The organism is Bacillus sp. REN10, from assembly GCF_016820555.1.
In the GTDB taxonomy this organism is placed as follows: Bacteria; Bacillota; Bacilli; order Bacillales; family Domibacillaceae; genus Bacillus_CE.
Window position 1 is genome coordinate 35372 of sequence record NZ_JADHDW010000010.1, and the last position, 23394, is coordinate 58765.

The following is a 23394-nucleotide window of genomic DNA, read 5'->3' on the forward strand; positions in this document are numbered from 1 at the left end:
TTACTAAGTGGCCCGTTGGTCAAGCGGTTAAGACACCGCCCTTTCACGGCGGTAACACGGGTTCGAATCCCGTACGGGTCACCATTTATATGGAAATGAAAGTGACATAAATTTATAGTCCGGTAGTTCAGTTGGTTAGAATGCCTGCCTGTCACGCAGGAGGTCGCGGGTTCGAGTCCCGTCCGGACCGCCATTAATTAATCATTTACTTTTTACCGTTTAGTTTAATGAATCCTATTTTCTCATTATTCGGCCATGACTTCTAAGAGTAACCTCTTTGGTGGCCGCTCAACTTTTTATGAAATACATATTGGTTTGGCTCAGTAGCTCAGTTGGTAGAGCAATGGACTGAAAATCCATGTGTCGGCGGTTCGATTCCGTCCTGAGCCATCAAAAAAGCATCGCGATGATTATACTCTCGCGGTGTTTTTTTCTATGAAGAAAACCAATAAAAAGAAAGATGTTTGGATATGTTTTCCTAGTGGCTATTGGCAGATGAAAAAGGCAGTTGTTCGTGATACAGTTAATAGATGTGATGTGGCTCTATGGGAGTAAATAAAAGGTGGAAGAAATTAGAGTTTTCTTATGATAAAATAGAGGAATAGCCTCTTCACTGAATAGTGTGACGATAAATATTTTTTATTTTGAAGAAAAGAGGAGAAACGTATGCAAAAGAAAATATTAGTTGTAGATGATGAAAGGCCAATTGCAGATATTTTGCAGTTTAACTTAAAAAAAGAAGGTTATGAAGTTCATTGTGCATATGATGGCGATCAGGCTGTAGAGATGGTAGAAGAAGTGCAGCCAGACTTAATTTTATTAGATATTATGCTTCCGGGACGAGACGGTATGGAAGTGTGCCGTGAAGTAAGAAAGAAATATGAAATGCCGATTGTCATGTTAACGGCTAAAGATTCCGAGATTGATAAAGTGCTCGGTCTGGAACTAGGTGCAGATGACTATGTGACGAAACCATTCAGTACAAGGGAATTGATTGCCCGCGTAAAAGCGAACTTACGACGCCATCAAGCGGCGCCTGCTCCAGCAGAGGAAGAGGAAGATACAAATGAAATTACAGTAGGTACTTTAACGATTCTTCCAGATGCTTATATGGTATCTAAGCGGGGAGAAACGATTGAGCTTACTCATCGTGAATTTGAATTGCTTCACTACTTAGCCAAACATATTGGTCAAGTCATGACAAGGGAGCATTTGTTGCAAACCGTTTGGGGTTATGATTATTATGGGGACGTTCGTACAGTTGATGTGACGGTTCGCCGTTTACGTGAAAAAATTGAGGATAATCCGAGTCATCCATCTTGGATTGTAACAAGAAGAGGAGTCGGCTACTATTTGCGCAATCCTGAACAGGAGTAATAATACATGAAAAAAGTGGGTTTTTTTCGTTCAATACAATTAAAGTTTGTATTAATTTATGTGTTGCTCATTTTATTTGCTATGCAAATTATCGGCGTTTATTTTGTCAATGAATTAGAACAGAAGCTAGTGACCAATTTTAAAAGATCTTTGCAAGAACGAGTGACGTTGCTTGAGTACAATTTGAGAGAAGAAATGTTAAAAGAGCGAACGGAGGATACGCCGACATTAGAACAGGATATCCAAAAAATATTAGAGGATTTTTCAGCCCCTGATATTTCAGAAGTAAGGGTTATTGATGCGCGCAGCCGAATTATTGGAACATCGGACCCGGCGAAACAAGGAACACTCGGTCAAAGAACAACGGAAATCTCTGTGAAGAGGACGCTTTCTGTTGGAGCAGAAGAAGACAAGATGTATGTTGATAAACAAACGAATAAGCGTTTTTGGGTGTTAACGTCTCCCATTATTTCAAATCGAGAAGTCATTGGTGCGGTTTATTTAGTAGGGAAAGTGGAGAATGTGTACGGACAAATAGATGAAATTAATGAAATCCTATTTTCCGCAACAGCTCTTGCTCTAGGAATCACAGCTATTTTAGGTGTGGTGTTAGCCCGGACAATTACTCGTCCAATTACTGATATGCGCCGTCAAGCAGTTGCTCTTGGAAAGGGAAATTTTTCGCGCAAGGTAAAAGTATATGGACAGGATGAAATCGGTGAATTAGCGGTTACCTTTAATAATTTAACGAAACGGCTTCAGGAAGCTCAAGCGACGACGGAAGGAGAGAAACGGAAGTTATCATCTGTTCTGTCTTATATGACAGATGGAGTGATCGCAACCGATCGAAGAGGTCGTGTCATTTTGATCAATGAACCTGGAGCGAAGTTATTAAATGTTTCACGTGAAACAGTGATGTCTCAACCGATTACTTCATTGTTAGGTCTTGAAGAAGAATATTCGTTTGAAGATTTAATGAATGAACAAGATTCTGTGATCCTAGATTACAGCAATGAAGAAGGGCCTTATATTTTGCGAGCGAACTTTTCCGTTATTCAAAAAGATACGGGCTTTGTGAATGGATTAATTACGGTATTGCATGACATTACGGAACAAGAAAAAATTGAAGCAGACCGTCGTGAATTTGTGGCGAATGTGTCTCATGAATTAAGAACACCTTTGACAACCATGAGAAGTTACCTAGAAGCATTAGCGGATGGCGCATGGCAAGATCCGGATATCGCGCCTCATTTTCTAGAAGTGACCCAGACAGAAACAGAGCGAATGATTCGACTGGTCAATGATTTGCTGCAGCTATCTAAATTCGATAGCCGTGATTTTCAATTAACGAAAAAAGAAGTGAACTTCACGAGATTTTATAATCGAATTATTGATCGATTTGAAATGACAAAAGCTCAAGATGTTACGTTCAAACGGGAGTTACCTAAATACCCGATGTATGTAGAAATTGATACAGATAAGTTAACTCAGGTGCTAGATAATATTATTTCTAATGCCTTGAAGTACTCTCCAGAAGGTGGACAGCTGACGTTTAAGGTAGAGGAACAATCTAATGCGATTGTCGTTAGTGTCAGTGACCAAGGAATGGGGATTCCAAAGAAAAATCTTGAGCGGATTTTTGAACGTTTTTATCGAGTAGATCGTGCCAGAACCCGCAAAATGGGAGGTACAGGTTTGGGCTTGGCAATCGCTAAAGAAATTGTTACCGCACATGACGGTGATATTTGGGCAACGAGTGTGGAAGGGAAAGGAACCACTATATTCTTCTCGCTTCCGTATGAGTTATCTCAAGAGGATGATTGGTTATGAACTATGAACAAATCAAAAATGTTGTTTTAGTGGTGCTTGTCTGTACTAGCATTATGTTGACGTTAAGCATCTGGAACTACAAGCCGAACTTGGAAACTATTGAAGATGATTACATTCATGAAGTATCCATTGGTGAAACAAGGGAAGCGGTTGATCTCATTAAGCCAACTAAGCTACTGTTTCACGATGAAGATCAGCATTTTGGTACCACTAATGAAAAAGAGATTGATTCGGTCATGGAAGAGCTGCAAGGCTGGACATTCAATGAGCCGAAAAACATTTCTAATGCTTTAAATGAGAAAGAATTTGAGCAGTTGGTGTATGGAATGAATAAAATGGAATTGGTTTTTCCAACCTTTATTCCCTTTTATACAATGAATACAATATGGTCATTCAAAAGCCGAGAAGTGCCTAATGCTGTTTTTGATCGTATCGTCATCAACCGAATGCATATAAAAGATAAAAAAACGAGTGTATATTTTATATCAACGAATGAACGGCTTGTGTTTGAAAGTGAAGTTTCTTCTCCAACATTAAGTACATTTAAAAAAAATTATTTGAACCAATCTCGTGAATGGGATATTTATGTTTCTAAGAAATTAGATGAAAATCGTCAGCTGTTTTTACCAGAAGGGGTTCCTTCTTTAATGAGATATAAATATTATCCTGATGATATTGATACAGTAAAGTTTAAGGATGCGTTATTTACAGATCCGGGCATTGTGAAAAAAGGAACAAAAACGGATGGAGAAGAGTACACAGACGGCTCAAGTTTAATGCGGGTAAGCACGAAAGATAAGATGATATTATATGTGAATCCAGCGAAAGAAATGGAAACAGGCCGCGGTGGAAGCTTGCATGGATTAATTGATAAAAGTATTAATTTTGTGAATGAACATAGTGGCTGGACCGATCAATATCGATTATTTGAAGCGGTGCCAGGTTCTCCGCAAATTAGCTATCGGTTGTTCATTAACGGTCAGCCGGTGTTTAATCAAGAAGGTATGGCTGAAATCGTGCAAATTTGGGGGAAAGAACAGATTTATAAATATGTTCGTCCTTATTTTACTTTAAATATTTCGATCCCTTCTGAAGCAGATGAAGTGGAACTGCAAGACGGTTTGACTGCGTTTAATCAAGTAAAGCAACAGCCTGGCTTTGATGTAGAAATGTTAGAAGATATGACGGTTGGCTATCAATTGCGTCATGATGTGCAAACGGATAAAATTCTCGTTCTTGAACCAGCTTGGTTTTATAAATACGATGGAAGCTGGAAGGAACTGTTGTGGGATGAAGAAATGGGGGGCAATATTCATGGATTGGAGTAAAGCAAAAACAATCTTTATTGCTGTTTTTCTCATTTTGAACATTTTCCTACTGCTCGTGTTTTTTAATAAAGATCGTGCCAACCAGTACGTCACTATGAAAGAAGAGCCTATTGAGGAAAAGTTAAAGGCATACAATATTGACTATGGAGAATTACCGAATGATGTGACGGAAGCGGCTATTATTACTGCTAAGTCCAAAAGCTTCTCCAAAAAAGAATTTGAAAAGCTGGATAATCAGCAAATCCAATTTTTAGATAGTCCAATGACTATTGAAGGCGTGTTGCAAAAGCCAGTGCCGTTAGGAGAAAATAAAGTTCATGACATCCGTTCGTTCGTGAACAATCAAGTTGTTTACGGGAAAGAATATCGTTACTGGGGCACAGAGGGAAAAATAGTCACTTTTTATCAGCATGTCAATAATAAAAAGCTGTTCGAAAACATTAAAGGCAGGTTAGAAATTCATCTAAATGATAACGGAGAGGTTATCAAATATAAACAAACGCTTCTAGGAGAAGTAGAAGAGAATTCTAAGAAAGAGACGATTATTTCAGCCTTTCAAGCAATTCAGAGCCTCTATAAAAACGGGCTCATTAAACAAAATAGTAAAATATTGCACACGGAGCTTGGGTATTATACGGTGGTTCGGTTAACGGAGGCACAAGTTCTTTCTCCTACTTGGTACTTTAAAATAAAAAATAATGACAAAGTCGAGAAAGTGTATGTTAATGCGTTAGAAGGAACGATTTATACAAGCGAAATGGACAGTCAGAAATAAGTGGAGTGAAAAAGATGTTGCATTTTAGTGTGCTAGCGAGCGGGAGCACAGGAAATGCGTTTTATGTAGAGGCGGATGGACACTCCTTTTTAGTGGATGCCGGTTTAAGCGGTAAACAAATGGAGTCATTATTTGCTTCAATCGATCGAGACATCAAACATTTATCGGGCATACTCGTTACTCATGAACATAGTGATCACATTAAAGGCATCGGGGTGTTAGCTAGAAAGTATAAGCTTCCGATCTATGCGAATGAAAAAACGTGGAAAGCAATGGATGGGCTGATTGGAAAAGTCGATACGGATCAGAAATTCATTTTTGACATGGAAACAGTCAAAAGCTTTAACGGATTAAGTATTGAGTCCTTTGGTGTTTCTCATGATGCGGCAGAGCCGATGTTTTATGTGTTTCATTATCAAGGAAAAAAACTTGTATTGATTACAGATACAGGTTATGTCAGCGATCGCATGAAGGGGATCATTAAAGATGCCGATGCCTACGTATTTGAAAGTAATCACGATGTTCAAATGCTACAAATGGGGCGTTACCCATGGAACATTAAGCGTCGAATACTAGGTGATTTCGGCCATGTGTCTAACGAAGATGCGGCCCTTGCGATGTGCGATGTCATTGGTGATCGAACAAAGCGCATTTACCTTGCTCACTTAAGTCAAGATAACAATATGAAAGATTTGGCGAGAATGAGTGTGACACAAACACTCGAAAGAAAAGATATGCCGGTTGGCGAGCAATTTGAATTATTTGATACGGATCCCAAAACGCCAACGGCTTTAACTGAATTATAAGCTAATAAACCGTCTTGTCCGTAAGGCGGTTTATTTTAGTGCCCTTGCATATTAATTGAATTTTTCCTAGGAAGCGTTATAATTTTTTAAAATGGGGAAAATAATCACAACATCAATTGTAAAGGGTGAGGAATTTGGGTTATTATGATGATCACGAAAGAACACGAGGAAAACAAAATGGCCCTAAAAAAAGCGGATATTTTCTTTCAAGTTTGGCAGGTTTGATTGTAGGTGCTTTACTCGTCACCTTTGTTTCTTCAAACATGACAGACACTTTCGGGGTAAATGACCAAGATACTGCACAGCCATCAGTAAAAACGAAAAACGTCTCCTTAGATGTTACAACGGATGTCACAAAGGCTGTTGATCAAGTAAAGGATGCGGTTGTAGGTATCACAAATATTCAATCCGGTAACTTTTGGGAAGGTGGAGCGGCCCAACCAGCGGGAACAGGATCAGGTGTGATCTATAAAAAAGTAGGAGACAAGGCTTATATTGTCACGAATAACCACGTGGTTGAAGGCGCTGAAAAGCTAGAAGTGTCATTAGCTGATGGAACTAAAGTACCTGCTACACTTCGAGGAAACGATATGTGGACGGATTTAGCGGTTATTGAAATTGACAGTAACAAAATAAAAGATGTAGCTGAATTTGGCGATTCCGATGCATTAAAAATTGGGGAGCCTGTCATGGCCATCGGAAATCCATTAGGATTGGAATTTTCAGGTTCTGTCACACAAGGAATTGTATCTGGACTTGAGCGTACGATTCCCGTTGATATTAATGAAGATGGGATGATCGACTGGCAAGCAGAAGTGCTGCAAACAGACGCAGCTATCAACCCAGGAAACAGCGGCGGAGCGCTCGTTAATATTTCCGGGCAAGTTGTCGGGATTAACTCGATGAAAATTGCCCAGCAAGCCGTTGAAGGTATCGGATTATCGATCCCAATCAATTATGCGATGCCAATCATTGATAACTTAGAGAAGTACGGAAAAGTGAAACGCCCATCGATGGGTGTACAATTGCGAAACGTTAACGAAATCCCTGCTTATCACCAGCAGCAAACATTAAAATTGCCAGAAGGAGTCACTGATGGCGCGATGATTGAACAAGTCTATCCAGGAACACCAGCATCAAAAGCAGGCTTACAAGAGCTAGACGTAATTGTTCAACTAGATAATCAGGAAATCAACGATATTTTAGAGCTTCGTAAATATATGTACACAGAGAAAAAAGTGGGCGACAAGATGGAAGTAACGTTCTACCGAAACGGCCAAAAGAAAACAATTACCGTTGTACTGACAACTGAAGGAGCTTTATAAATAAGAGAACGCAGAATCGCGAACCGCTTTTCTGCGTTTCTTTTCGAACATGTATAGGAGGAAAACAACATGATTTATTGCTGTAAAGAACATGCGGAACTCGCCTTAGATGTCATTGTGGATGAGTACGAAACCTCACCAACGATTGAAAAACTAGATGACGACAAAAAACTGTCCACAACCTGTGAATATTGTCAAAACAACGCGGAATATGTAGTAGCAAACTAATATTCGCCCCACTATATGTGGATAGATATTGTGGATATGTGGATAACATCTTGTGAATGAGTTGTTAACGTTGTGAATAAATAGAGGAAGAGCCGATTTCTCATAGAGAACGGCTTTTTCTATGGAAGGAGAGGTTTATCGGTATTCGTTCCAGTTTATCAGCAGTTCAGGCCTTCCTCATCGATTGAGGAAGGCCTGAACTGTTTACTTTATTGTCACTTCAATTGGTTCGGCGACTAAGCGCCACTCTTTTCCAAGCATCGTAAAGGTGTGCTGCACAAATACATTCGTTTTGCCTGGTGCCAGCGCTTTGATGGTGTTACCTTCAATTGAAATAATTTGTTGGTGATCCGAGACAAATAAGCTTGTTTCGATATTTTCTTTTTTCTCTGTGCGATAGTTGACGAACGCTTTCGCTTGAATGGTTGCCGTTGCTCCTACTTTTAAATTGCGTTTTTTAATTGGCGTTTCTAAGCGAACAGGAGCGGCGCTGAGCCATTGCGTATAATCGGTAATCGGGCCGATCATGCCGTTCATTAGCTGTTCCTCTAATGCTTGTTCATTGCGGAACGTCCAGTGAAGATTCGTCATGCCACGCTGGCGCATATACGTAATGAATTCTTTAGACAAACTGCCGTAGCTGGAGTTTAGTGTCGCATTCATTGTAGCAGCGTAATTTAACATTTTTCTAGCATCTTTCAATCGGCCCTCTGTTGTTCCAGGGACAGCTGCTGAATATAAAAAGCCCGTGCCAATCGCTGGTTTTAGCTCATGTGATTTTTTCACGCTATCTAAACTAAAGCTTTGGATCAATACTTGGTCAGACATCCCTTCCTCTTCAATTTCCTGAAGGACTTGTTCTTCAATATTCGCCGCCTTTAATTCGATTAAAAGAACGACGTCTTTTCCTTTGAATTCCTGTAAATATTCGCGGAAAGAAGGCACTTTCTCTCCTGCAAACTCTGGGCCGAATTTGATGCCCGCATCAAGCTGACGAATTTCTTCATACGACATATTAGCTACTTTCCCTTTGCCGTTCGTTGTACGGTCCACCGTGTAGTCATGCATGATCACGAGTTGTCCGTCCTTTGTTCGATGAAGGTCTGTTTCGATCATATCAGCGCCTAACTCGTATGCCTTTCGGTAGCCAGCCATCGTATTTTCTGGAGCTAGAGAAGGAATTCCACGGTGAGCTGCTACAATTGGACGTTGAACAAGCGTATTTTCAGGATATTGGCTAAATGCTGTTAATACAGGAGCTGGATCTTGAGCGATAATCCCGTCGACCCCCGTATGAATTAATGTATGTGCATCCGCTTCTTGAGAACCAGCAATGCCCCATACGGAAACGGTCCGGCTATGAAGCGTGTGCACAAGATCAGCCGTCAATAATTTTTGTGGAATAATTGCCACTTTTGCATTATTTTCATGAATTTTTCGGATCAAACCATTAATATCATGCTTATTCATTGACTGTTTGTCATAAACGACTGCTCCCCTAGCTGTAGGGATCTCTTGTTTCGTTTGATGGACGAGTGCTGGATTAGATGAAGCAATATGAACGTCTTGAATCGCCATTTCTTTTAACAAAGTCACCAGTGGCTCAACGGCTTTTTCATCTTCTAATTGAATAACCGGGATCATTTTTCCTTGCATTTTTTCGAGCATCATTTGAAGCGGTGTGCCATTGACCAGTAAGCGGTGATCTGTTTTCAACACCATCGAAGAAACACCTGTGTCAGCAAGTGCATCTACTGCTTGTGGTGTGGCGGCAGATGATAAAATCGTCGGTGCGTTTAAAATATTTGTTTCTGCTTCTTTCGGTAAAAAGGCGCCAGATTGTGATAATGGCGGCAATTCAGCCTCTTGAGAAGACACTCTCACATTGTCAAATTGTACTGTCGTTCCAGCGGCTTGAAAACCAATATCGCCATTCATAAGCGCTGAAGCGGCATCCGTATCAGTCACGAGCTGATCGTTTATGTATTGCTGCACACGATTGCCTTTGGAGACAATTTTCAAACGATATGTTTGATTAAAAGCAAACGGCTCGGAGTAAAATGTTTTATCGTAAACTTCCCATTGGTTGCGATCGTTGCGTAAAGCAAACTCTACGCCATTTAAAGCTGTCGTTCCACGGCGAATTGCCATTTGATAATAAGGATAATTTTCGGATTGAACGCGGTACATGACTGAAGCCCAGCGAGTGTCTTCTACAGCCGATAAGAACGTTATATCTGCTTCGATTACATAATCACCTGTTTTTTCAGCAAGTGGTACAACTACACGGGCTGGTTGAGAAGTAGAGGGCGATGTTAATGTCAACTTGCCGTTTTGTACAGACGCTTGTCCTTCTACCACCTTCCACCCAGCTGGCAGTGAAGCGGAAGCATCGAAATTTTCTTCTAAGAATGTTCCTGGAGCGGCTTCAGGAATCATCGGGGCAGAGCTAAGTACTATTCCTGCCGCTAGCATGAATGGAAGCGTCTTTGTTCGGATTTTTTTCATGTGTCATCCTCCTTGGAATTTAGAAAAGTCTGCTTTCATTTTTACAGGAGAATGTAAAGGAAATATTAACCGCATTTTAATTTTGAAGAAAAAAAGGAAATTAACTTCTTTGTACCCACCGTCATCAGGCAGATCGTTGTGGAAAACAGAAAACAGCTGGAAAAAATAGAAGCCAGTTGTAACAGTATGTTATGATAATCTAAAATAATGAACAGTGGATAAATGATAGAAAAAACAGATTATTATGTTGATATGTGGATAACTTTTGTGGATATCCTGTTTGTAAATTGTTTGTAAAGAGAGGGAAACCTGTGAATATCTCAATTATTACAGTAGGAAAATTAAAAGAAAAATATTTAAAGCAAGGAATCGACGAATACACGAAGCGCCTTTCCGCCTACGCCAAAATCGAAATCATCGAAGTCGCCGATGAAAAAGCACCAGAAGAATTAAGCCCGATTGAAATGGAACAAGTCAAAAACAAAGAAGGCGAACGCATCCTCGCCAAAATCAGCCCAGACACCCACGTCATTGCTCTCGCCATCGAAGGCAAAATGAAAACATCCGAAGAACTAGCGAAACAACTCGACCAGCTTGCGACCTACGGCAAAAGCAAAATCGCCTTTGTCATCGGCGGATCACTTGGTTTGGGGAAAGATGTTATGCAGCGGGCGAATGACACACTATCGTTTTCTAAGATGACATTTCCTCACCAGTTGATGCGGTTGATCTTGGTGGAGCAGGTTTATCGGAGTTTTCGTATTAATCGGGGGGAACCGTACCATAAGTAAGTGCGGTTTTTAAAAGAACCATTTAGAATGTCGATTTTTCAGCTTTTTAGATGGTTTTATATTTTCTTATAATGCTATAATATTACAAATAGGAGGTTTTTTCGTGGATATTATTACTAAAGGTATGGTCGAGGAATTTTTAAAGATAAATGAAATAAAATCAAAAGGTTTACAAGATGATTTCGAGAAGTTTGTATGTGGAACAATTTTAAGCAATGAATATAGTATTGAAATCGATTATGAAGATTTATTAACCGACCCTCATACTCAAGGGATAGATGGTATTGGCATTGTAGTCAATGGTGAGTTAATAGTCGACATAAATGTTTTAGAAGATATTCTTGAAAATCAGAAAAATATAGATTGTAGTTTTATCTTTATTCAATCAAAGACTTCATCGAAATTTGATAGTGGAGATATACATAATTTTAATACAGCGGTTAAATTTTTCTTTTCTGAACAACATTTTAGTTATTTCCCTAAAGAAAAAATGCGTAATTTTATTGAAATAAAAAACTTAATATATGCAAATCCTTCTTTATTAAATAAAAATCCAGATATAAGATTATATTATGTTACAACTGGTAACTGGCAAAACGACCAAAATTTATTAGCTATTCAAGAAAATTATGAAAATGAACTATCGAATACGAATTTATTCGATAATATTAAATTTTTCCCTTTTGGCGCAAAAGAAATTCAAAATTATTATAGAAAAAATAAACTGGAACTTTCAACTACATTTAAATTTGAAAAAAGAGTAACTATACCAGTAGGTGAAGGAGTTAGTGAATCTTATTTTGGGATTCTTCCATTTGTTGAATTGAAAAAAATTATTACAGATGAGTCAGAACAAATTAGAAGTATTTTTTATGATAATGTAAGAGATTTCTTGGGTGAAAATCCAGTAAACAAAAGTATTTCTCAAACTTTAGAAGAAAAGAAATTTGGTTTTTTTGGAGTATTAAATAATGGTATAACTATAGTAGCTGATAAACTACAATCAACAGGTGATCAGTTTACGATTACAAACTATCAGATAGTTAACGGCTGTCAAACAAGTCACGTGTTATACAATCATATGAATATTGAGGGAATTGAGGATGTTAATATTCCTTTTAGACTAATTATTACTAGCAGTGATGATATAAAAAATGACATTACTAAAGCTACAAATAGTCAAACAGAGGTTAAACAAGAGGAATTGGAAGCTTTATCAAAATTCCAAAAAGATCTTGAGCAATATTATGAAATGCACCCAGGCGATACGAAATTATATTATGAAAGAAGAACAAATCAGTACACATCAAATTCAATTTACAAAACAACTATAATTTCAATTCCAACTCAAATAAAAATTTTTTCTGCGATGTTTTTAGAAAATCCACATTTAGTTTCTAGGTACTATGGAACAATTGCTAAGGAAATGGGCGAAAAAATATTTAAAAAGAACCATGAGTTATCTCCTTATTATACAAGTGGATTAGCTTACTATAAGTTGGAAAGCTTCCTCAGAAATGGATCGATTGATGCTAAGTATAAGAAAGCTAAGTATCATATGCTGATGTTATTTAGGTTAGTAGTAAGTGAACAAGATATGTGTGGATTTGAACATAAAAACATTAATAAATATTGTAATCATTTAATAGAGATATTAAATAATAACGAAAAAGCATTAAATGTATTTATTGATATTACCAAAATAATTGATGAGGTAATTGGTGATTTATCTAATAGAGATGTATTTAAGCGTAGAGAAGTTACAGAGAATTTAATTCAAAATGTCAAAATGAAAGTCCGCACTTAGTCCCATTACGGTGAACCGTATCACAAGTAGGGACAAACATTTTGTTTTTTTGAAAGAGCCTCAAGTTATTGAGGCTCAAAAAATAATGTTATTTCATGCTCAATGATCGCTAGATATTGAATGTTTCAAGCGCCTCTGAAATGAGTGGATGATCAAACTCTTTCCTACGGTCGGTATAAAATATTTTAACATCCTTCAAATTGGCTTGATACACAAGTTCGGCTGTTTTATTTCCACCAGCACTATGGCCAATGATTTCACAATTGAAAAGGTCGACAAAAAGCATACATAATGCCATTTTTTCCAGACGCGGACGTAGGTTAAATCGCTGATAATGACAGCTGATGGTTCTTCCTGGTTGAATTGATTATCATTCATTTTTTTCTTCTGAACGATTCCAATCGGCTTCTTTGAAAATGATGGCATTCAAATTTCAAGCAGCAATACTACCCTTGCAAAATCTTTAAAATCATCAATATGTTTTTCTAAAATCGCTTCTAAAATATCGAGTTCTAAAGCTTGGTAATCATGTACGGCTATATTACGAAAGCCAACCATATTCATTAATGTTTGGGCTAATGGAACATCAATTAGCCCAGCCTCTTGCAACAATTTAAACCCTTCACGACTCGCTTTTGGTACGCCAAGTTTACGTTCGCTGACAATATGCATCGCTAAATCAATACTCGCCTCACAAGCACGTTGAATATTTAAAATGATACTATCCTGTTTTGTGAAATCCTTTAAGTTCTCTGGGTTACCTTCATATACTTCATGAATACGATTGACACAGCGTTCAATCGTCGTTGTTTTATTTAAAATGACATCATTCATCGCCAAATACACTTCCCCTTTCTTTAATTGCTTCAATAATGCCTGCGCGTTGCTCGCTTAATGTGGCATACATACTATAAGCACGTATTTTTTGACGCGTAAATTCGTTTTCATCGTTTATATAGATTGGAACACCTTCAGAATAAATTTGCATCGTGAAAACTGTGTCGATTAGTTTAAGATCAATTAAATCTACTTCACGACCAGTAAGTGTTGCTAAATCGCCAGCAAGCGTAAAACGTTCATATGATGATAGTAGTTTGTCACTAAAATAAGCAATATCAATATCGCTGTCTTTATGAGCAGTTCCTTTTGCAAAAGAACCAAATAACATAATGAAATCTGGATCAAGTTGTTGTTTCAATTTTTCAATGATCTGTGCTTGAATTTCTTTGCTTAGCATACTATCACCGTCCTTTATTTCATTATAAAGCTTAGGCAAAAAAACCGCACTTATACTTCTTGTTACGGCGAACCATATCCATAAGTAAGTGCGGTTTTTGATTAGGGGAGAAAGGCTGACATGCTCATTATTTTATGTATGAATAATGAATATTTCAGCCTTTTTTGGATCTTTCTCTAGAAATCACGCTCTCCATGCTTCATTTTTATGAACAAAGATGGTTTGATCTCAATTTTTACCCCTGTATTAAAAGAGCTAAGCTGAAAATCCAGCTTAGCTCTAATTTTATTGAGCAAGGGAAGTGTTCAACAGTTAATGCATCAATCATACTCCCTTTCAAGAGTGCTGCCATTTTAATTGAAAATGTGGTTTATTTATGTAAACCTTTACTATAAATAATGACTTTTTCAATGTTTATTTAATTTTAAAAGCAGAACAAACCTTAATAAATAAGGTTTTGTTTAAAAAGTCTAAAAATTTTTTAAATTCATTATTGTAAACCTTTACATAATTGAGTACAATAATTTCAGAAAGATCAATAACGTACTTGTAAGTTTAATATCTCTTGTGAGGAAAGGGGAAAATATCATGAGTGTTCAAACAATAAGTAAAGAGGAGATCTTAAAAAGGGTAATTCGAAAAGAGGACTTTGTAGCAGATAAAACGGCTTTTATTGATGCTCGAACGCCTGGTTCGGATAAAAAGGAGAATTATTGCATCATTGGTCCGGGAGTTTCTGAAAATGCTAGTCGTGTCATTAACTTGGAGGAACCTCATGGCTTTAATATCGGGGCTGCGGCGATGCCTAATGGTTGTGTGAATTCGCTTCATCTTCATCAAACAGCAGAAGTTTTCATTGTGGCGAGGGGCACATGGCGGTTTATTTGGGGGAATGAAGGAACAGACGGGGAAGCTGTTTTGACTGAAGGTGATGTGATATCGCTTCCAACCCATATTTTCCGAGGGTTTAAAAATATTGGTTCTGATGACGGTTTTCTTTTCTCCATTTTAGGTGAAGATGATCCGAAAAAAGTAACATGGGGACCACAAGTATTGCGTGATGCAAAGGAATTTGGTCTTGTTCTCCTCGAAAGTGGCGAATTAATTGATACTTCAATTGGGATGACAATTCCGGAGGGAGCCAAAATTATTGAACCAATGAGTGAGGAAGAACTGGCAAAGATTCGCAAAGTCACTCAGGAAGAAATGGAAGCGCGTGTATTTTGGTTTAAAGATCGCGTTCCGCATGAGGAAGCATTTTTGGATGGTCGTTCGGAAGGTGGAAAAAAGCTGACATACGGCATCATTGGACCAGGAATTGCGACAGATGAAAACCGCCCAACCATTGTTACGAATCCACATACCTTTAGTCTTGAGCTAGTGGAAGCGGAACCTGGAAACGGGTTGAGTGCATACAGTCAGCCTACTTCTCAAGTTCTCGTTGTATACAAAGGAGAATGGAAAGTATCTTGGGGAGAAGATGGTCAAGAAGGTGAAGGAGTATTGACGGAAAAAGATGTGATGTCTGTTCCTAAAAATCTTGTTCGCAGCATTAAAAATGTTGGGGATGAAACGGGTTTTCTTTATATGGTGAATGGTGGAGATGAGTGGGTACCGCTTCAATGGAGCAATGCTGTAGTAGAAGAGGCCAAAAAGAATAATATGGAATTGGATGAGCGCGGAAGATTGATTAAAAGATGAGAGGACGTTTTTTATTCTGAGTGCTTAGGCAGTTACTAGAAAGACAAAACGCAAGTAACGAATGAAATGATGATCAAAAAATTAAAATCATCATGTTTTTCGGAAGGATGGATGGAAGTGATTATGCCGTCTAATGTAAATTATAAAAGTGTGATAGAATCATTGCCGCCGCCATGGAGCGATGCGTCTTTGCGCCAGCAAATCTATTCATTAAATATGAAGTTAAATAGGAAAATCATCGTGTTGGATGATGATCCAACTGGATCGCAAACAGTTCATGATCTTTTTGTGCTTACGCGTTGGGACAAAGAGATACTACGCAAGGCATTCAATCATTCAAATTTTATTTTTTATATATTAACTAACACACGAAGTTTTGAACCGAAAAGAGCGGAAGCTATCAATCGCAAAATAATGGAAAACCTTGCATCAGTTGCAAAGGAGCAAGGTTGTTCTTTTACAATTATTAATCGAGGCGATTCGACCTTGCGAGGTCATTACCCGTTAGAGATTGACGTGGCTACTGAGGAATTGCGGCGATTAATGGGCGAGGAAATTGATGGTCATCTAATTATTCCAGCTTTTTTTGAAGGGAAGCGCTTTACGTATCATGATGTTCATTATATAAAAGAAAATGAACAGTTGATTCCACTAGGTGAAACAGAATTCTCCAATGATAAAGCTTTTGGATTCAAAAAAAGTAACTTATGTGAGTGGATAGAAGAGAAAACCGATGGACAGATAAATAAATCTGAATGTCAGTCCATTTCCGTGGAGCAGTTAAGAAAAGGCCCGGATGCCGTCCTCGCTATTTTATTAAAAGTGAGAAATAACCAGCCTGTTATTGTGAATGCACTTTGTTATGAAGACTTGAATGTTTTAGCTATGGCTCTTATTCAAGCTGAAATACAAGGGAAAAAATTCATACATCGCACGGCAGCTTCCTTTGTCAAATCATATGCTGGAATAGAAGACAAGCCTTATCTATCAAAAGAACAAATGATCATTAAAGGAAATGAAAAAAGAGGCGGTTTGATCATTGTCGGATCTCATGTGCAAAAAACGACAAGCCAGCTGAATACGCTGTTACAAAAGGGATCGATCACTGCCATTGAAATGAAAGTGAAGAAGTTGCTTGAACTAGATCAAAGGAAAGAGGAAATTGACCGAATTCATGGAGAGTTGAACGACTTGATTCAGTCAGGTCAAACCGTCGTTGTCTATACGAGCAGAGAGTTGATTGCTGTAAAGGAACAAAATGATAATTTGAAAATCAGCCAGCATGTATCCAAAGCGCTTACTGAAGTGGTTCAGTCATTAGTATTACCTCCTAAATTTGTCATTGCTAAGGGTGGGATTACTTCCAGTGATATTGCTACTATGGGCCTTGGTATTCAAATGGCCCAAGTTGTCGGACAGGCAGCACCAGGCATTCCGGTTTGGCTTACAGGTGAAGAAGCGAAGTTTTCTAGTATTCCTTATATTATCTTTCCTGGAAATGTAGGAGATGACTCTACATTGCTCGACATCGTTACACAACTTTCTTGAATAAACAGCGTCCTTCCGATTGTGTATGTCAGTAATTGATAAAATATGATAAGATGATTGTAAACCTTTTCATATTTATCGATTTTTTGAAGGGAAGGAACGAATATATATGGCTACTATTCATGATGTTGCAAAATTGGCCAAAGTATCTATTGCTACGGTTTCAAGGGTCACATCCAATGAAAATGTTGTAAATGAAAAAACAAAAGAACGTGTGCTGAAGGCGATGAAAGAACTAGGATATAAGCCTAATAGCGCTGCTCGCACCTTAAGAATGTCACAAAGTAACATTATTGTTGTGCTGATGATTAATATTAAAAATGCGTTTTTTTCCGAGTTTATACGAGGGATTGAAGAAGTAGCTCGTGAGGCGGGATATTATCTATTACTTGGTAGCACAGACGGAGAAGCGGAAAAGGAAAAAGAATATATTGATCTTATTCGAGAAAGCCGCGTAGATGGAGTCATTTTAACGACAGCAAGTGTAGAAATGAATTCCGCGATTGAAGAAATTAGTCGAAACAGCCCTATTGTTTTAACATTTGACTATGTGCCGAATCAAGATATCCCCTCTATTTCTATTGATAATGAAAGTGCTAGTAGAAAAATAACTAATCATCTCATTAAACTTGGACATCAGCGAATTGCTCATATCACTGGTGATATGAGAAGGTTGCAAAGTCAGACTCGCTTGTCTGGATATAAACAGGCGCTGTACCAAAATGGAATAGCTGTTGATGAAGCATTGATTCAAGAAGGCGGATATTTATTTGAAGATGGTTACGCAGCGGCGCAAAAACTATTGAGCTTTGAAAAGCGACCATCAGCAATTTATGGTGGCAATGATAATGTAGCCATTGGCGCTTTAAAAGCAGTACAGGATGCAGGGTTGCGTGTGCCGGATGATATTGCGGTTGTTGGGTTTGATGATGTGGACATGTCCCGTTATACAACACCTCGTTTAACGACCATTCACCAGCCACGATATGAAATTGGAAAGCGAGCGATGAACCTGCTTTTGAAAAAGATTAAACATGAAAAGATTGATCGTCCTCATGTCATTCTTGAAGACAAACTGATTGTTCGTGAATCATGCGGAGCAGAGATGAAGGAATGATAAGGAATAAAACCATGGTTTATCATGAAAGAAATTCACACCAATGATAAACGGTGTAGCTCTCTCTGAACAGAGAGAGCTAACAAATGATGAAAACGCTTACTTTAATTCAGTAGTATTTCTATTTTGTAAACGTGGAGGTGAATAAATGATGAAAATGCCGCTCCTTTTATTGCCGGGAACGCTATGTACAGAACAGTTGTGGGCACATCAAATTGAAAATCTATCCGACATTGCTGAAGTCAAGGTCGGGGATTTGACAACTGAACCTACCATTCAAGGAATGGCCAAATATGTACTAGATCACGCACCGGAGCGATTTTTTCTTGCCGGATTGTCTCTAGGTGGGATTGTTGCGATCGAAATAATGCGTCAAGCGCCAGAGCGTGTATTGAAACTAGCGTTGCTTGATACAACTGCCAATCCTCCAAGGCCTGAACAGCTGGACACATGGACTCAGTTTATCGATATGTCAAATAACGGGAAATTTTTAGAGGTAACGAAAGAAAGACTGTTACCGCATTTGATATATCAACAACACCCTATGAAAGAACGTTTATCAGCAACAATTATTGAGATGGCGGAATGTATCGGTAAGGATGCATATATCAATCAAGTGAAAGCGGTTATGACCAAACCAAATGGCTTCGACGTTTTGCCAAATATACAGTGCAGTACTTTATTGCTTGTCGGAAGAGAAGATGCTCTTTGTACGGTCAGAATGCATGAGGAAATGAAAAGAGAAATTCCCCATGCTGATTTAGTTATTATTGAGGATTGTGGTCATTTAAGCAGCATCGAACAACCTGAAACTGTTACGAAAGTATTTAGGAAATGGTTAACTACTGAACTGGATGAGATTGGTGAAGGTCTCTAAAAGTCATGTACTAAAGTATCCTTGATATGTTTTTTATATAGCTAGTTCGTGAAACTCTTGCTTTTTGTCAAGAGGGGAGTAGCAAGATGAAAAGCACTATAGCCATTGTAATTAACATGTAATTTTGTTTTTTATAGTTACAAAAATTTATCTGTTGTTACTTAAAATTAAGTTAATTTTTTGGAGAAGCGGAGGTGTTCAATTGCTAGTCAATACGAAATGTATGTTACAGGATGCTCAACATAACAAATATGCGGTGGCGGCATTCAGTATATATAATTTAGAAATGGTACAAGCAGCTATTAATGTAGCTACTAAAGAGCAGCAACCCGTTATTTTAGCAGTAGGTGAACGCTATTTTTCATCGGTAAATATTGAGGGTTTTGCCTCGCTAGTTAAGACGATGGCTCAACAAACAAAAGTTCCTATCGCTCTTCATTTAGATCATGCTTACCGAAAGGATTCTATTCTTCGCGCTATTCGCAGTGGTTTTACATCTGTCATGTTTGATGGCTCAAGTTATTCTTTTGATGAAAATGTTCGTCTCACAAAGGAAATGGCCGAAATCGCACATTTGGCCGGCGTGTCTATCGAAGCAGAAATTGGCTCTTTAGCTCGAGGAGCATTTTCAGATGAAGAGCAAGGAAGTGGTATGTTAACAGATCCTGTTTTAGCTGGGGAATTTGTAAAACAAACAAAAGTTGACTTTTTAGCAGCAGCGATTGGAACAGTACATGGTATGTATGTAGCAGAACCCAATATTGATTTATTACTTTTAGAACGTATCCGGAAACAAGTGGATATACCACTTGTTCTTCATGGAGGATCGGATACGCCTGAACAACAATTGAGAGAAGTAATTGAACGAGGAATATGTAAAATCAATATTAATACGGACATATCGATGGAGGCAGTTTCTTTTTTAAAAAGGTCCTTAGTTGAAAATGATTGTGTACACTTGTCTGTTTTGATGGAAGATATGCAAAAAGTGATTGAGCAATCTATGGGAAGATTTGTCAGATTATTCAGTAAATAATTGGTTGTTTAATACAATTGTTAAGGTGGTCATCAGAAATGCTGAAAGCAAATGAAGTTTTTCAAAATACAACGAAAACGCTTTTGAAAGAGAACAAAAAAACTGCAGGAGCATGGCTTCAGCTAGCAAGCCCTCTTACAGCAGAAATTTTCGCTAAGGCTGGTTTTGACTGGGCTTTAGTTGATATGGAACATGGGCCAGGGGATATTATGACTCTTGTTGCACAATGTCAGGCATTAAAAGCTTATGATGTTGATCCGCTTGTCAGAACGCCGTGGAATGACTTTGTTACTATTAAACGAATTTTAGATGCTGGCGCTTATGGAATATTAGTACCGCATGTCAATACAGCTGAAGATGCACGAAAAGCGGTGGCTGCAGCAAAATATCCGCCGGAAGGAATTCGAGGGATTGCACCGAGTCCGCGAGCTGGAGGCTTTGGCATGAACAGCCAAAATTATCTTGAATATGCAAACGAGCAAACGTTAGTCATGATAGCTGTTGAAACACCAGAGGCTTTAAAAAATATTGATGAGATTGTTTCAGTGGAAGGTCTTGACGGTGTGTTTATTGGACCTATGGATTTGGCCACTTCTATGGGGCATTTCTGTAATCCGGCCGCAGCAGAAGTGCAGGAAGCGATAAAAAAGGTTGAAGAGGCTGTTTTAAACAGTGATAAATTTCTTGGAACAGTGGCAGGAAGTATGGAACAAGCCATCGGGCTATATGAAAAGGGGTACACATTTGTAGTTGGGATGTCGGACAGTGTTTCTCTTGGAAAGCTGGCTTTGGAGAACGTCAAAAAGTTTAACGAGAAATACCCTGATCGTTAATATTTTCATATGCAAAGATTAAATGATCAGCTAGATCGAGCCATGCCGCTGATTACACCAACAAGTGTGATTGTCGGTGTATTATTTGCAGATAGTTTTCAGGCTTACTCATTTCTAGTTCCGTGGATTTTTGCTTTTATGACTTTTTCAGGAAGTTTACGTTCAAACTTTTCCTCTTTTAAGCGAACGCTTTCCCACCCTTTGCCCATTTTGCTTGTGCTGTTTATTTTGCACATATGGATGCCTTTATGGGCATGGGGATTAGGTCATTTAGTGTTTAGCGGAGACCATTTCACCATTACAGGCCTGCTATTAGCTACGGTTATACCGACCGGAATTACAAGCCTTATTTGGGTATCGATCCATAAAGGGAATGTGGCGTTAACTCTTTGTATTATCTTGATCGATACATTTTTGTCACCATTCATTGTTCCTTATAGCCTTTCTATTCTGATTGGACAAAGTGTGATGATGGATGTATGGGAAATGACAAAAGGTCTTTTTGGAATGATTGTTTTTCCTTCAATTTTAGGCATGATACTAAATCAAATGACTGCTGGAAACATACAGAAGACATTAGGACCAAGACTGGCTGTGTTTTCTAAAATAGGTGTTATGGCTGTCATCATGATTAACGGCGCTGTCATCTCACCTTATTTGGTAAATTTGGATAGAAAACTACTGACTATCGTGTTTGTTGTACTATTGCTTTCTTCTTCTGGTTACGCATTTTCATGGTTCATCGGTAAATTTGCCAGGTTGGAAAAAGATGAGATCATCGCACTGACGTTCACTGGCGGAATGAGGAATATTAGTGCCGGTGCTGTTTTAGCTATATCTTATTTTGAGGCTTCTATAGCTGTTCCCGTAGTTATTGGAATCCTCTTTCAGCAAGTAATTGCTTCTTTTTATGGGTACATGTTAAATCGGTTTTACCATCGGTTGGAGTGCGAAGAATGTATGCAATATAAAGAAACGGAGGGGTAAAGATGTTAAGAAGAAAAACATTTGTATGGTTCACCATTGTTGTGTTGGTGTGTGGGTTATTTGCAGGGTGCTCCCAATCAACTGCTGAAGAGAAGGGGGAAAAAGGCAGTTCAAAAGGGGGAAAGATTGAAATTCGTATTGGTCATGACAGCAATGTTCAACATCCAGTCCATAAAGCATTACTAGAGTTTGAAAAATCTGTTGAAAAGAAAACGGATGGCAAAGTCGATATTAAGATCTTTCCTGCCGCTCAGTTAGGAAATGTTACAGATATGATGGAACAGGTTCGCCGCGGTGATATCGAAATGAGTTTTGGGGCTTCTACACTTTTTTCTCAATCCATTCCTGAATTTGCAGTGTGGGATAGCTTCTATTTATATGACGATGTAGCCCATGCTCATCGGGTATTAGATGGAAAAGCAGGACAAGAGTTAATGAAGGTATTGGAGCCAAAAGGTCTTACTGGATTAGGTTATATGGAAATAGGTTTTAGAAACTTTTCAAATAGTAAGCGTCCGATTAAAGACATAGCTGATTTGAAAGGCTTAAAAATTAGAGGTTATAGTCCGATCCAAATCAAAGCTTGGGAATCACTTAATGTTTCATTGACGAACCTTGCTTGGCCTGAAGTATTTACTTCTTTGCAACAAAATTTAATAGATGGACAAGAAAGCGCAACGACAAGTTTCTATGAAGCTAAATTTTATGAAGCTCAAAAATATTGGTCATTAACGAAGCATATTTATACAGACTATTTATGGTATGCCAATAAGGAATTTATGAATAACTTATCTGCTGAGGAAAAACAAATCATTGAGGAGGAGGCCAAAGCTGCTATTGATTTAGAGAGAGAGTTAATGGCTAAGCAGGAAGAAGAAACGTTAGCGATGCTGCCGGACTTAGGCATTAAAGTGAATGAAGTTTCATTAGAAGAACGAAGAAAAATGGGAAAAATCATGAATAAAGCTGTCAAAAAAGACATCGTTGATAAGGCTGGTCAAGAATTGTATGAGCTCGTAATAACGGAGGTTGAAGCGCAGAGAAAGAAGTAGCGTTCTTTATAGATCAATATAGAAAATTCGGGATAACGAAAGAATGAGCACATCAAGGTACTGTTCTTTGTCTTCTAGTTAGAAGCGAGGCTCTACTTTACAGCAATGGTTGTTTGTTCTTGCATAAAGACATGATAAGATCAATTTCCATCCGTCTAACATTTTACGGATGGAAGTTCCCTTTATATGTATCTGTTTTAGTCCATCTTTAGAACATTAGCCTCTATAAGG

The 23394-nt window shown here is 38.3% G+C and carries 21 protein-coding genes and 2 tRNA genes; 19 read left to right on the forward strand and 4 right to left on the reverse strand.

Going from position 1 to position 23394, the window contains the following annotated elements; translation table 11 throughout:
• Positions 1 to 9 precede the first annotated feature (9 nt).
• The 9 genes from IRB43_RS13430 (at position 10) to IRB43_RS13470 (ending at position 7669) form a co-directional block, all read left to right on the forward strand.
• Positions 10 to 84 (forward strand) — tRNA-Glu (locus tag IRB43_RS13430).
• A 233-nt stretch (positions 85 to 317) separates the two neighbouring features.
• Positions 318 to 390 (forward strand) — tRNA-Phe (locus IRB43_RS13435).
• Positions 391 to 666: 276 nt separating this feature from the next.
• On the forward strand, positions 667 to 1377 hold the full coding sequence (gene yycF / locus IRB43_RS13440) for a response regulator YycF (RefSeq protein WP_203364004.1): 711 nt from the start codon (positions 667 to 669) through the stop codon (positions 1375 to 1377).
• 6 nt (positions 1378 to 1383) lie between these two features.
• Complete coding sequence (walK, locus tag IRB43_RS13445) at positions 1384 to 3207, forward strand: cell wall metabolism sensor histidine kinase WalK (protein WP_203364005.1); 1824 nt, start codon at positions 1384 to 1386, stop codon at positions 3205 to 3207.
• A complete protein-coding gene (locus tag IRB43_RS13450; RefSeq protein ID WP_203364006.1) occupies positions 3204 to 4535 on the forward strand; it encodes a YycH family regulatory protein in 1332 nt (443 codons plus the stop codon). The genes walK and IRB43_RS13450 overlap by 4 nt, the downstream gene beginning before the upstream one ends.
• Positions 4522 to 5310, forward strand: a complete 789-nt coding sequence (locus tag IRB43_RS13455) for a two-component system regulatory protein YycI (RefSeq protein ID WP_203364007.1) — start codon at positions 4522 to 4524, stop codon at positions 5308 to 5310. Before IRB43_RS13450 ends, IRB43_RS13455 begins: the two co-directional genes overlap by 14 nt.
• A 14-nt stretch (positions 5311 to 5324) precedes the next feature.
• A complete protein-coding gene (locus IRB43_RS13460; RefSeq protein WP_203364008.1) occupies positions 5325 to 6116 on the forward strand; it encodes an MBL fold metallo-hydrolase in 792 nt (263 codons plus the stop codon).
• 134 nt (positions 6117 to 6250) lie between these two features.
• Positions 6251 to 7441 (forward strand): S1C family serine protease, encoded by a 1191-nt coding sequence (locus IRB43_RS13465; RefSeq protein WP_238942010.1) that lies wholly within the window; start codon positions 6251 to 6253, stop codon positions 7439 to 7441.
• Between the two features lie 69 nt (positions 7442 to 7510).
• The gene (locus IRB43_RS13470) at positions 7511 to 7669 is read left to right on the forward strand and encodes a CxxH/CxxC protein (RefSeq protein WP_094834694.1); all 159 of its coding nucleotides are present in this window, start codon (positions 7511 to 7513) and stop codon (positions 7667 to 7669) included.
• Between the two features lie 204 nt (positions 7670 to 7873).
• On the opposite strand, the gene IRB43_RS13475 is transcribed toward IRB43_RS13470, so the two are convergent.
• Positions 7874 to 10177 (reverse strand): glycerophosphodiester phosphodiesterase family protein, encoded by a 2304-nt coding sequence (locus tag IRB43_RS13475; protein ID WP_203364009.1) that lies wholly within the window; start codon positions 10175 to 10177, stop codon positions 7874 to 7876.
• Positions 10178 to 10488: 311 nt separating this feature from the next.
• On the opposite strand from IRB43_RS13475, the gene rlmH reads away from it, so the two are divergent.
• Both rlmH and IRB43_RS13485 read left to right on the forward strand, forming a co-directional pair.
• Positions 10489 to 10968, forward strand: coding sequence for a 23S rRNA (pseudouridine(1915)-N(3))-methyltransferase RlmH (gene rlmH, locus IRB43_RS13480; protein WP_203364010.1), 480 nt, complete (start codon positions 10489 to 10491; stop codon positions 10966 to 10968).
• A 103-nt stretch (positions 10969 to 11071) separates the two neighbouring features.
• Positions 11072 to 12775 carry an AIPR family protein gene (locus tag IRB43_RS13485; RefSeq protein WP_203364011.1) on the forward strand — a complete coding sequence of 568 codons (1704 nt, stop codon included), beginning with the start codon at positions 11072 to 11074 and terminating at the stop codon, positions 12773 to 12775.
• Between the two features lie 109 nt (positions 12776 to 12884).
• Here the strand turns inward: IRB43_RS13485 and IRB43_RS13490 are convergent, their stop codons facing one another.
• From IRB43_RS13490 to mntA, 3 genes are all read right to left on the reverse strand, one after another.
• Complete coding sequence (locus IRB43_RS13490; protein WP_203364012.1) at positions 12885 to 13061, reverse strand: hypothetical protein; 177 nt, start codon at positions 13059 to 13061, stop codon at positions 12885 to 12887.
• A gap of 140 nt (positions 13062 to 13201) precedes the next feature.
• The gene (gene hepT, locus IRB43_RS13495) at positions 13202 to 13609 is read right to left on the reverse strand and encodes a type VII toxin-antitoxin system HepT family RNase toxin (protein WP_203364094.1); all 408 of its coding nucleotides are present in this window, start codon (positions 13607 to 13609) and stop codon (positions 13202 to 13204) included.
• Positions 13602 to 14012: a type VII toxin-antitoxin system MntA family adenylyltransferase antitoxin gene (mntA, locus tag IRB43_RS13500; RefSeq protein ID WP_203364013.1), complete on the reverse strand. Its 411-nt coding sequence runs from the start codon at positions 14010 to 14012 to the stop codon at positions 13602 to 13604. The genes hepT and mntA overlap by 8 nt, the downstream gene beginning before the upstream one ends.
• A gap of 588 nt (positions 14013 to 14600) precedes the next feature.
• Between mntA and IRB43_RS13505 the strand changes: the two genes are divergently transcribed.
• The 8 genes from IRB43_RS13505 (at position 14601) to IRB43_RS13540 (ending at position 23163) form a co-directional block, all read left to right on the forward strand.
• The gene (locus IRB43_RS13505) at positions 14601 to 15713 is read left to right on the forward strand and encodes a cupin domain-containing protein (protein ID WP_203364014.1); all 1113 of its coding nucleotides are present in this window, start codon (positions 14601 to 14603) and stop codon (positions 15711 to 15713) included.
• A 111-nt stretch (positions 15714 to 15824) separates the two neighbouring features.
• Positions 15825 to 17261, forward strand: coding sequence for a four-carbon acid sugar kinase family protein (locus IRB43_RS13510; protein ID WP_203364015.1), 1437 nt, complete (start codon positions 15825 to 15827; stop codon positions 17259 to 17261).
• A gap of 109 nt (positions 17262 to 17370) precedes the next feature.
• Positions 17371 to 18378: a LacI family DNA-binding transcriptional regulator gene (locus IRB43_RS13515; RefSeq protein ID WP_203364016.1), complete on the forward strand. Its 1008-nt coding sequence runs from the start codon at positions 17371 to 17373 to the stop codon at positions 18376 to 18378.
• A gap of 148 nt (positions 18379 to 18526) precedes the next feature.
• Positions 18527 to 19255, forward strand: a complete 729-nt coding sequence (locus tag IRB43_RS13520; RefSeq protein WP_203364017.1) for an alpha/beta fold hydrolase — start codon at positions 18527 to 18529, stop codon at positions 19253 to 19255.
• Positions 19256 to 19457: 202 nt separating this feature from the next.
• Positions 19458 to 20291, forward strand: coding sequence for a class II fructose-bisphosphate aldolase (locus IRB43_RS13525; RefSeq protein ID WP_203364018.1), 834 nt, complete (start codon positions 19458 to 19460; stop codon positions 20289 to 20291).
• A gap of 38 nt (positions 20292 to 20329) precedes the next feature.
• Positions 20330 to 21124: an HpcH/HpaI aldolase family protein gene (locus IRB43_RS13530; protein ID WP_203364019.1), complete on the forward strand. Its 795-nt coding sequence runs from the start codon at positions 20330 to 20332 to the stop codon at positions 21122 to 21124.
• A 9-nt stretch (positions 21125 to 21133) separates the two neighbouring features.
• On the forward strand, positions 21134 to 22111 hold the full coding sequence (locus IRB43_RS13535; protein ID WP_203364020.1) for a bile acid:sodium symporter family protein: 978 nt from the start codon (positions 21134 to 21136) through the stop codon (positions 22109 to 22111).
• A gap of 2 nt (positions 22112 to 22113) precedes the next feature.
• The gene (locus IRB43_RS13540) at positions 22114 to 23163 is read left to right on the forward strand and encodes a TRAP transporter substrate-binding protein (protein WP_203364021.1); all 1050 of its coding nucleotides are present in this window, start codon (positions 22114 to 22116) and stop codon (positions 23161 to 23163) included.
• Positions 23164 to 23394 lie beyond the last annotated feature (231 nt).

What these genes read in the sequence shown, in the direction of transcription:
- yycF (WP_203364004.1), top strand. Translation starts at nt 667, where the DNA reads ATGCAAAAGAAAATATTAGTTGTAGATGATGAAAGGCCAATTGCAGAT.
- walK (WP_203364005.1), top strand. Translation starts at nt 1,384, where the DNA reads ATGAAAAAAGTGGGTTTTTTTCGTTCAATACAATTAAAGTTTGTATTA.
- IRB43_RS13450 (WP_203364006.1), top strand. Translation starts at nt 3,204, where the DNA reads ATGAACTATGAACAAATCAAAAATGTTGTTTTAGTGGTGCTTGTCTGT.
- IRB43_RS13455 (WP_203364007.1), top strand. Translation starts at nt 4,522, where the DNA reads ATGGATTGGAGTAAAGCAAAAACAATCTTTATTGCTGTTTTTCTCATT.
- IRB43_RS13460 (WP_203364008.1), top strand. Translation starts at nt 5,325, where the DNA reads ATGTTGCATTTTAGTGTGCTAGCGAGCGGGAGCACAGGAAATGCGTTT.
- IRB43_RS13470 (WP_094834694.1), top strand. Translation starts at nt 7,511, where the DNA reads ATGATTTATTGCTGTAAAGAACATGCGGAACTCGCCTTAGATGTCATT.
- IRB43_RS13475 (WP_203364009.1), bottom strand. Translation starts at nt 10,177, where the DNA reads ATGAAAAAAATCCGAACAAAGACGCTTCCATTCATGCTAGCGGCAGGA.
- IRB43_RS13490 (WP_203364012.1), bottom strand. Translation starts at nt 13,061, where the DNA reads ATGCTTTTTGTCGACCTTTTCAATTGTGAAATCATTGGCCATAGTGCT.
- hepT (WP_203364094.1), bottom strand. Translation starts at nt 13,609, where the DNA reads ATGAATGATGTCATTTTAAATAAAACAACGACGATTGAACGCTGTGTC.
- mntA (WP_203364013.1), bottom strand. Translation starts at nt 14,012, where the DNA reads ATGCTAAGCAAAGAAATTCAAGCACAGATCATTGAAAAATTGAAACAA.
- IRB43_RS13505 (WP_203364014.1), top strand. Translation starts at nt 14,601, where the DNA reads ATGAGTGTTCAAACAATAAGTAAAGAGGAGATCTTAAAAAGGGTAATT.
- IRB43_RS13510 (WP_203364015.1), top strand. Translation starts at nt 15,825, where the DNA reads ATGGAAGTGATTATGCCGTCTAATGTAAATTATAAAAGTGTGATAGAA.
- IRB43_RS13515 (WP_203364016.1), top strand. Translation starts at nt 17,371, where the DNA reads ATGGCTACTATTCATGATGTTGCAAAATTGGCCAAAGTATCTATTGCT.
- IRB43_RS13520 (WP_203364017.1), top strand. Translation starts at nt 18,527, where the DNA reads ATGATGAAAATGCCGCTCCTTTTATTGCCGGGAACGCTATGTACAGAA.
- IRB43_RS13530 (WP_203364019.1), top strand. Translation starts at nt 20,330, where the DNA reads ATGCTGAAAGCAAATGAAGTTTTTCAAAATACAACGAAAACGCTTTTG.
- IRB43_RS13535 (WP_203364020.1), top strand. Translation starts at nt 21,134, where the DNA reads ATGCAAAGATTAAATGATCAGCTAGATCGAGCCATGCCGCTGATTACA.
- IRB43_RS13540 (WP_203364021.1), top strand. Translation starts at nt 22,114, where the DNA reads ATGTTAAGAAGAAAAACATTTGTATGGTTCACCATTGTTGTGTTGGTG.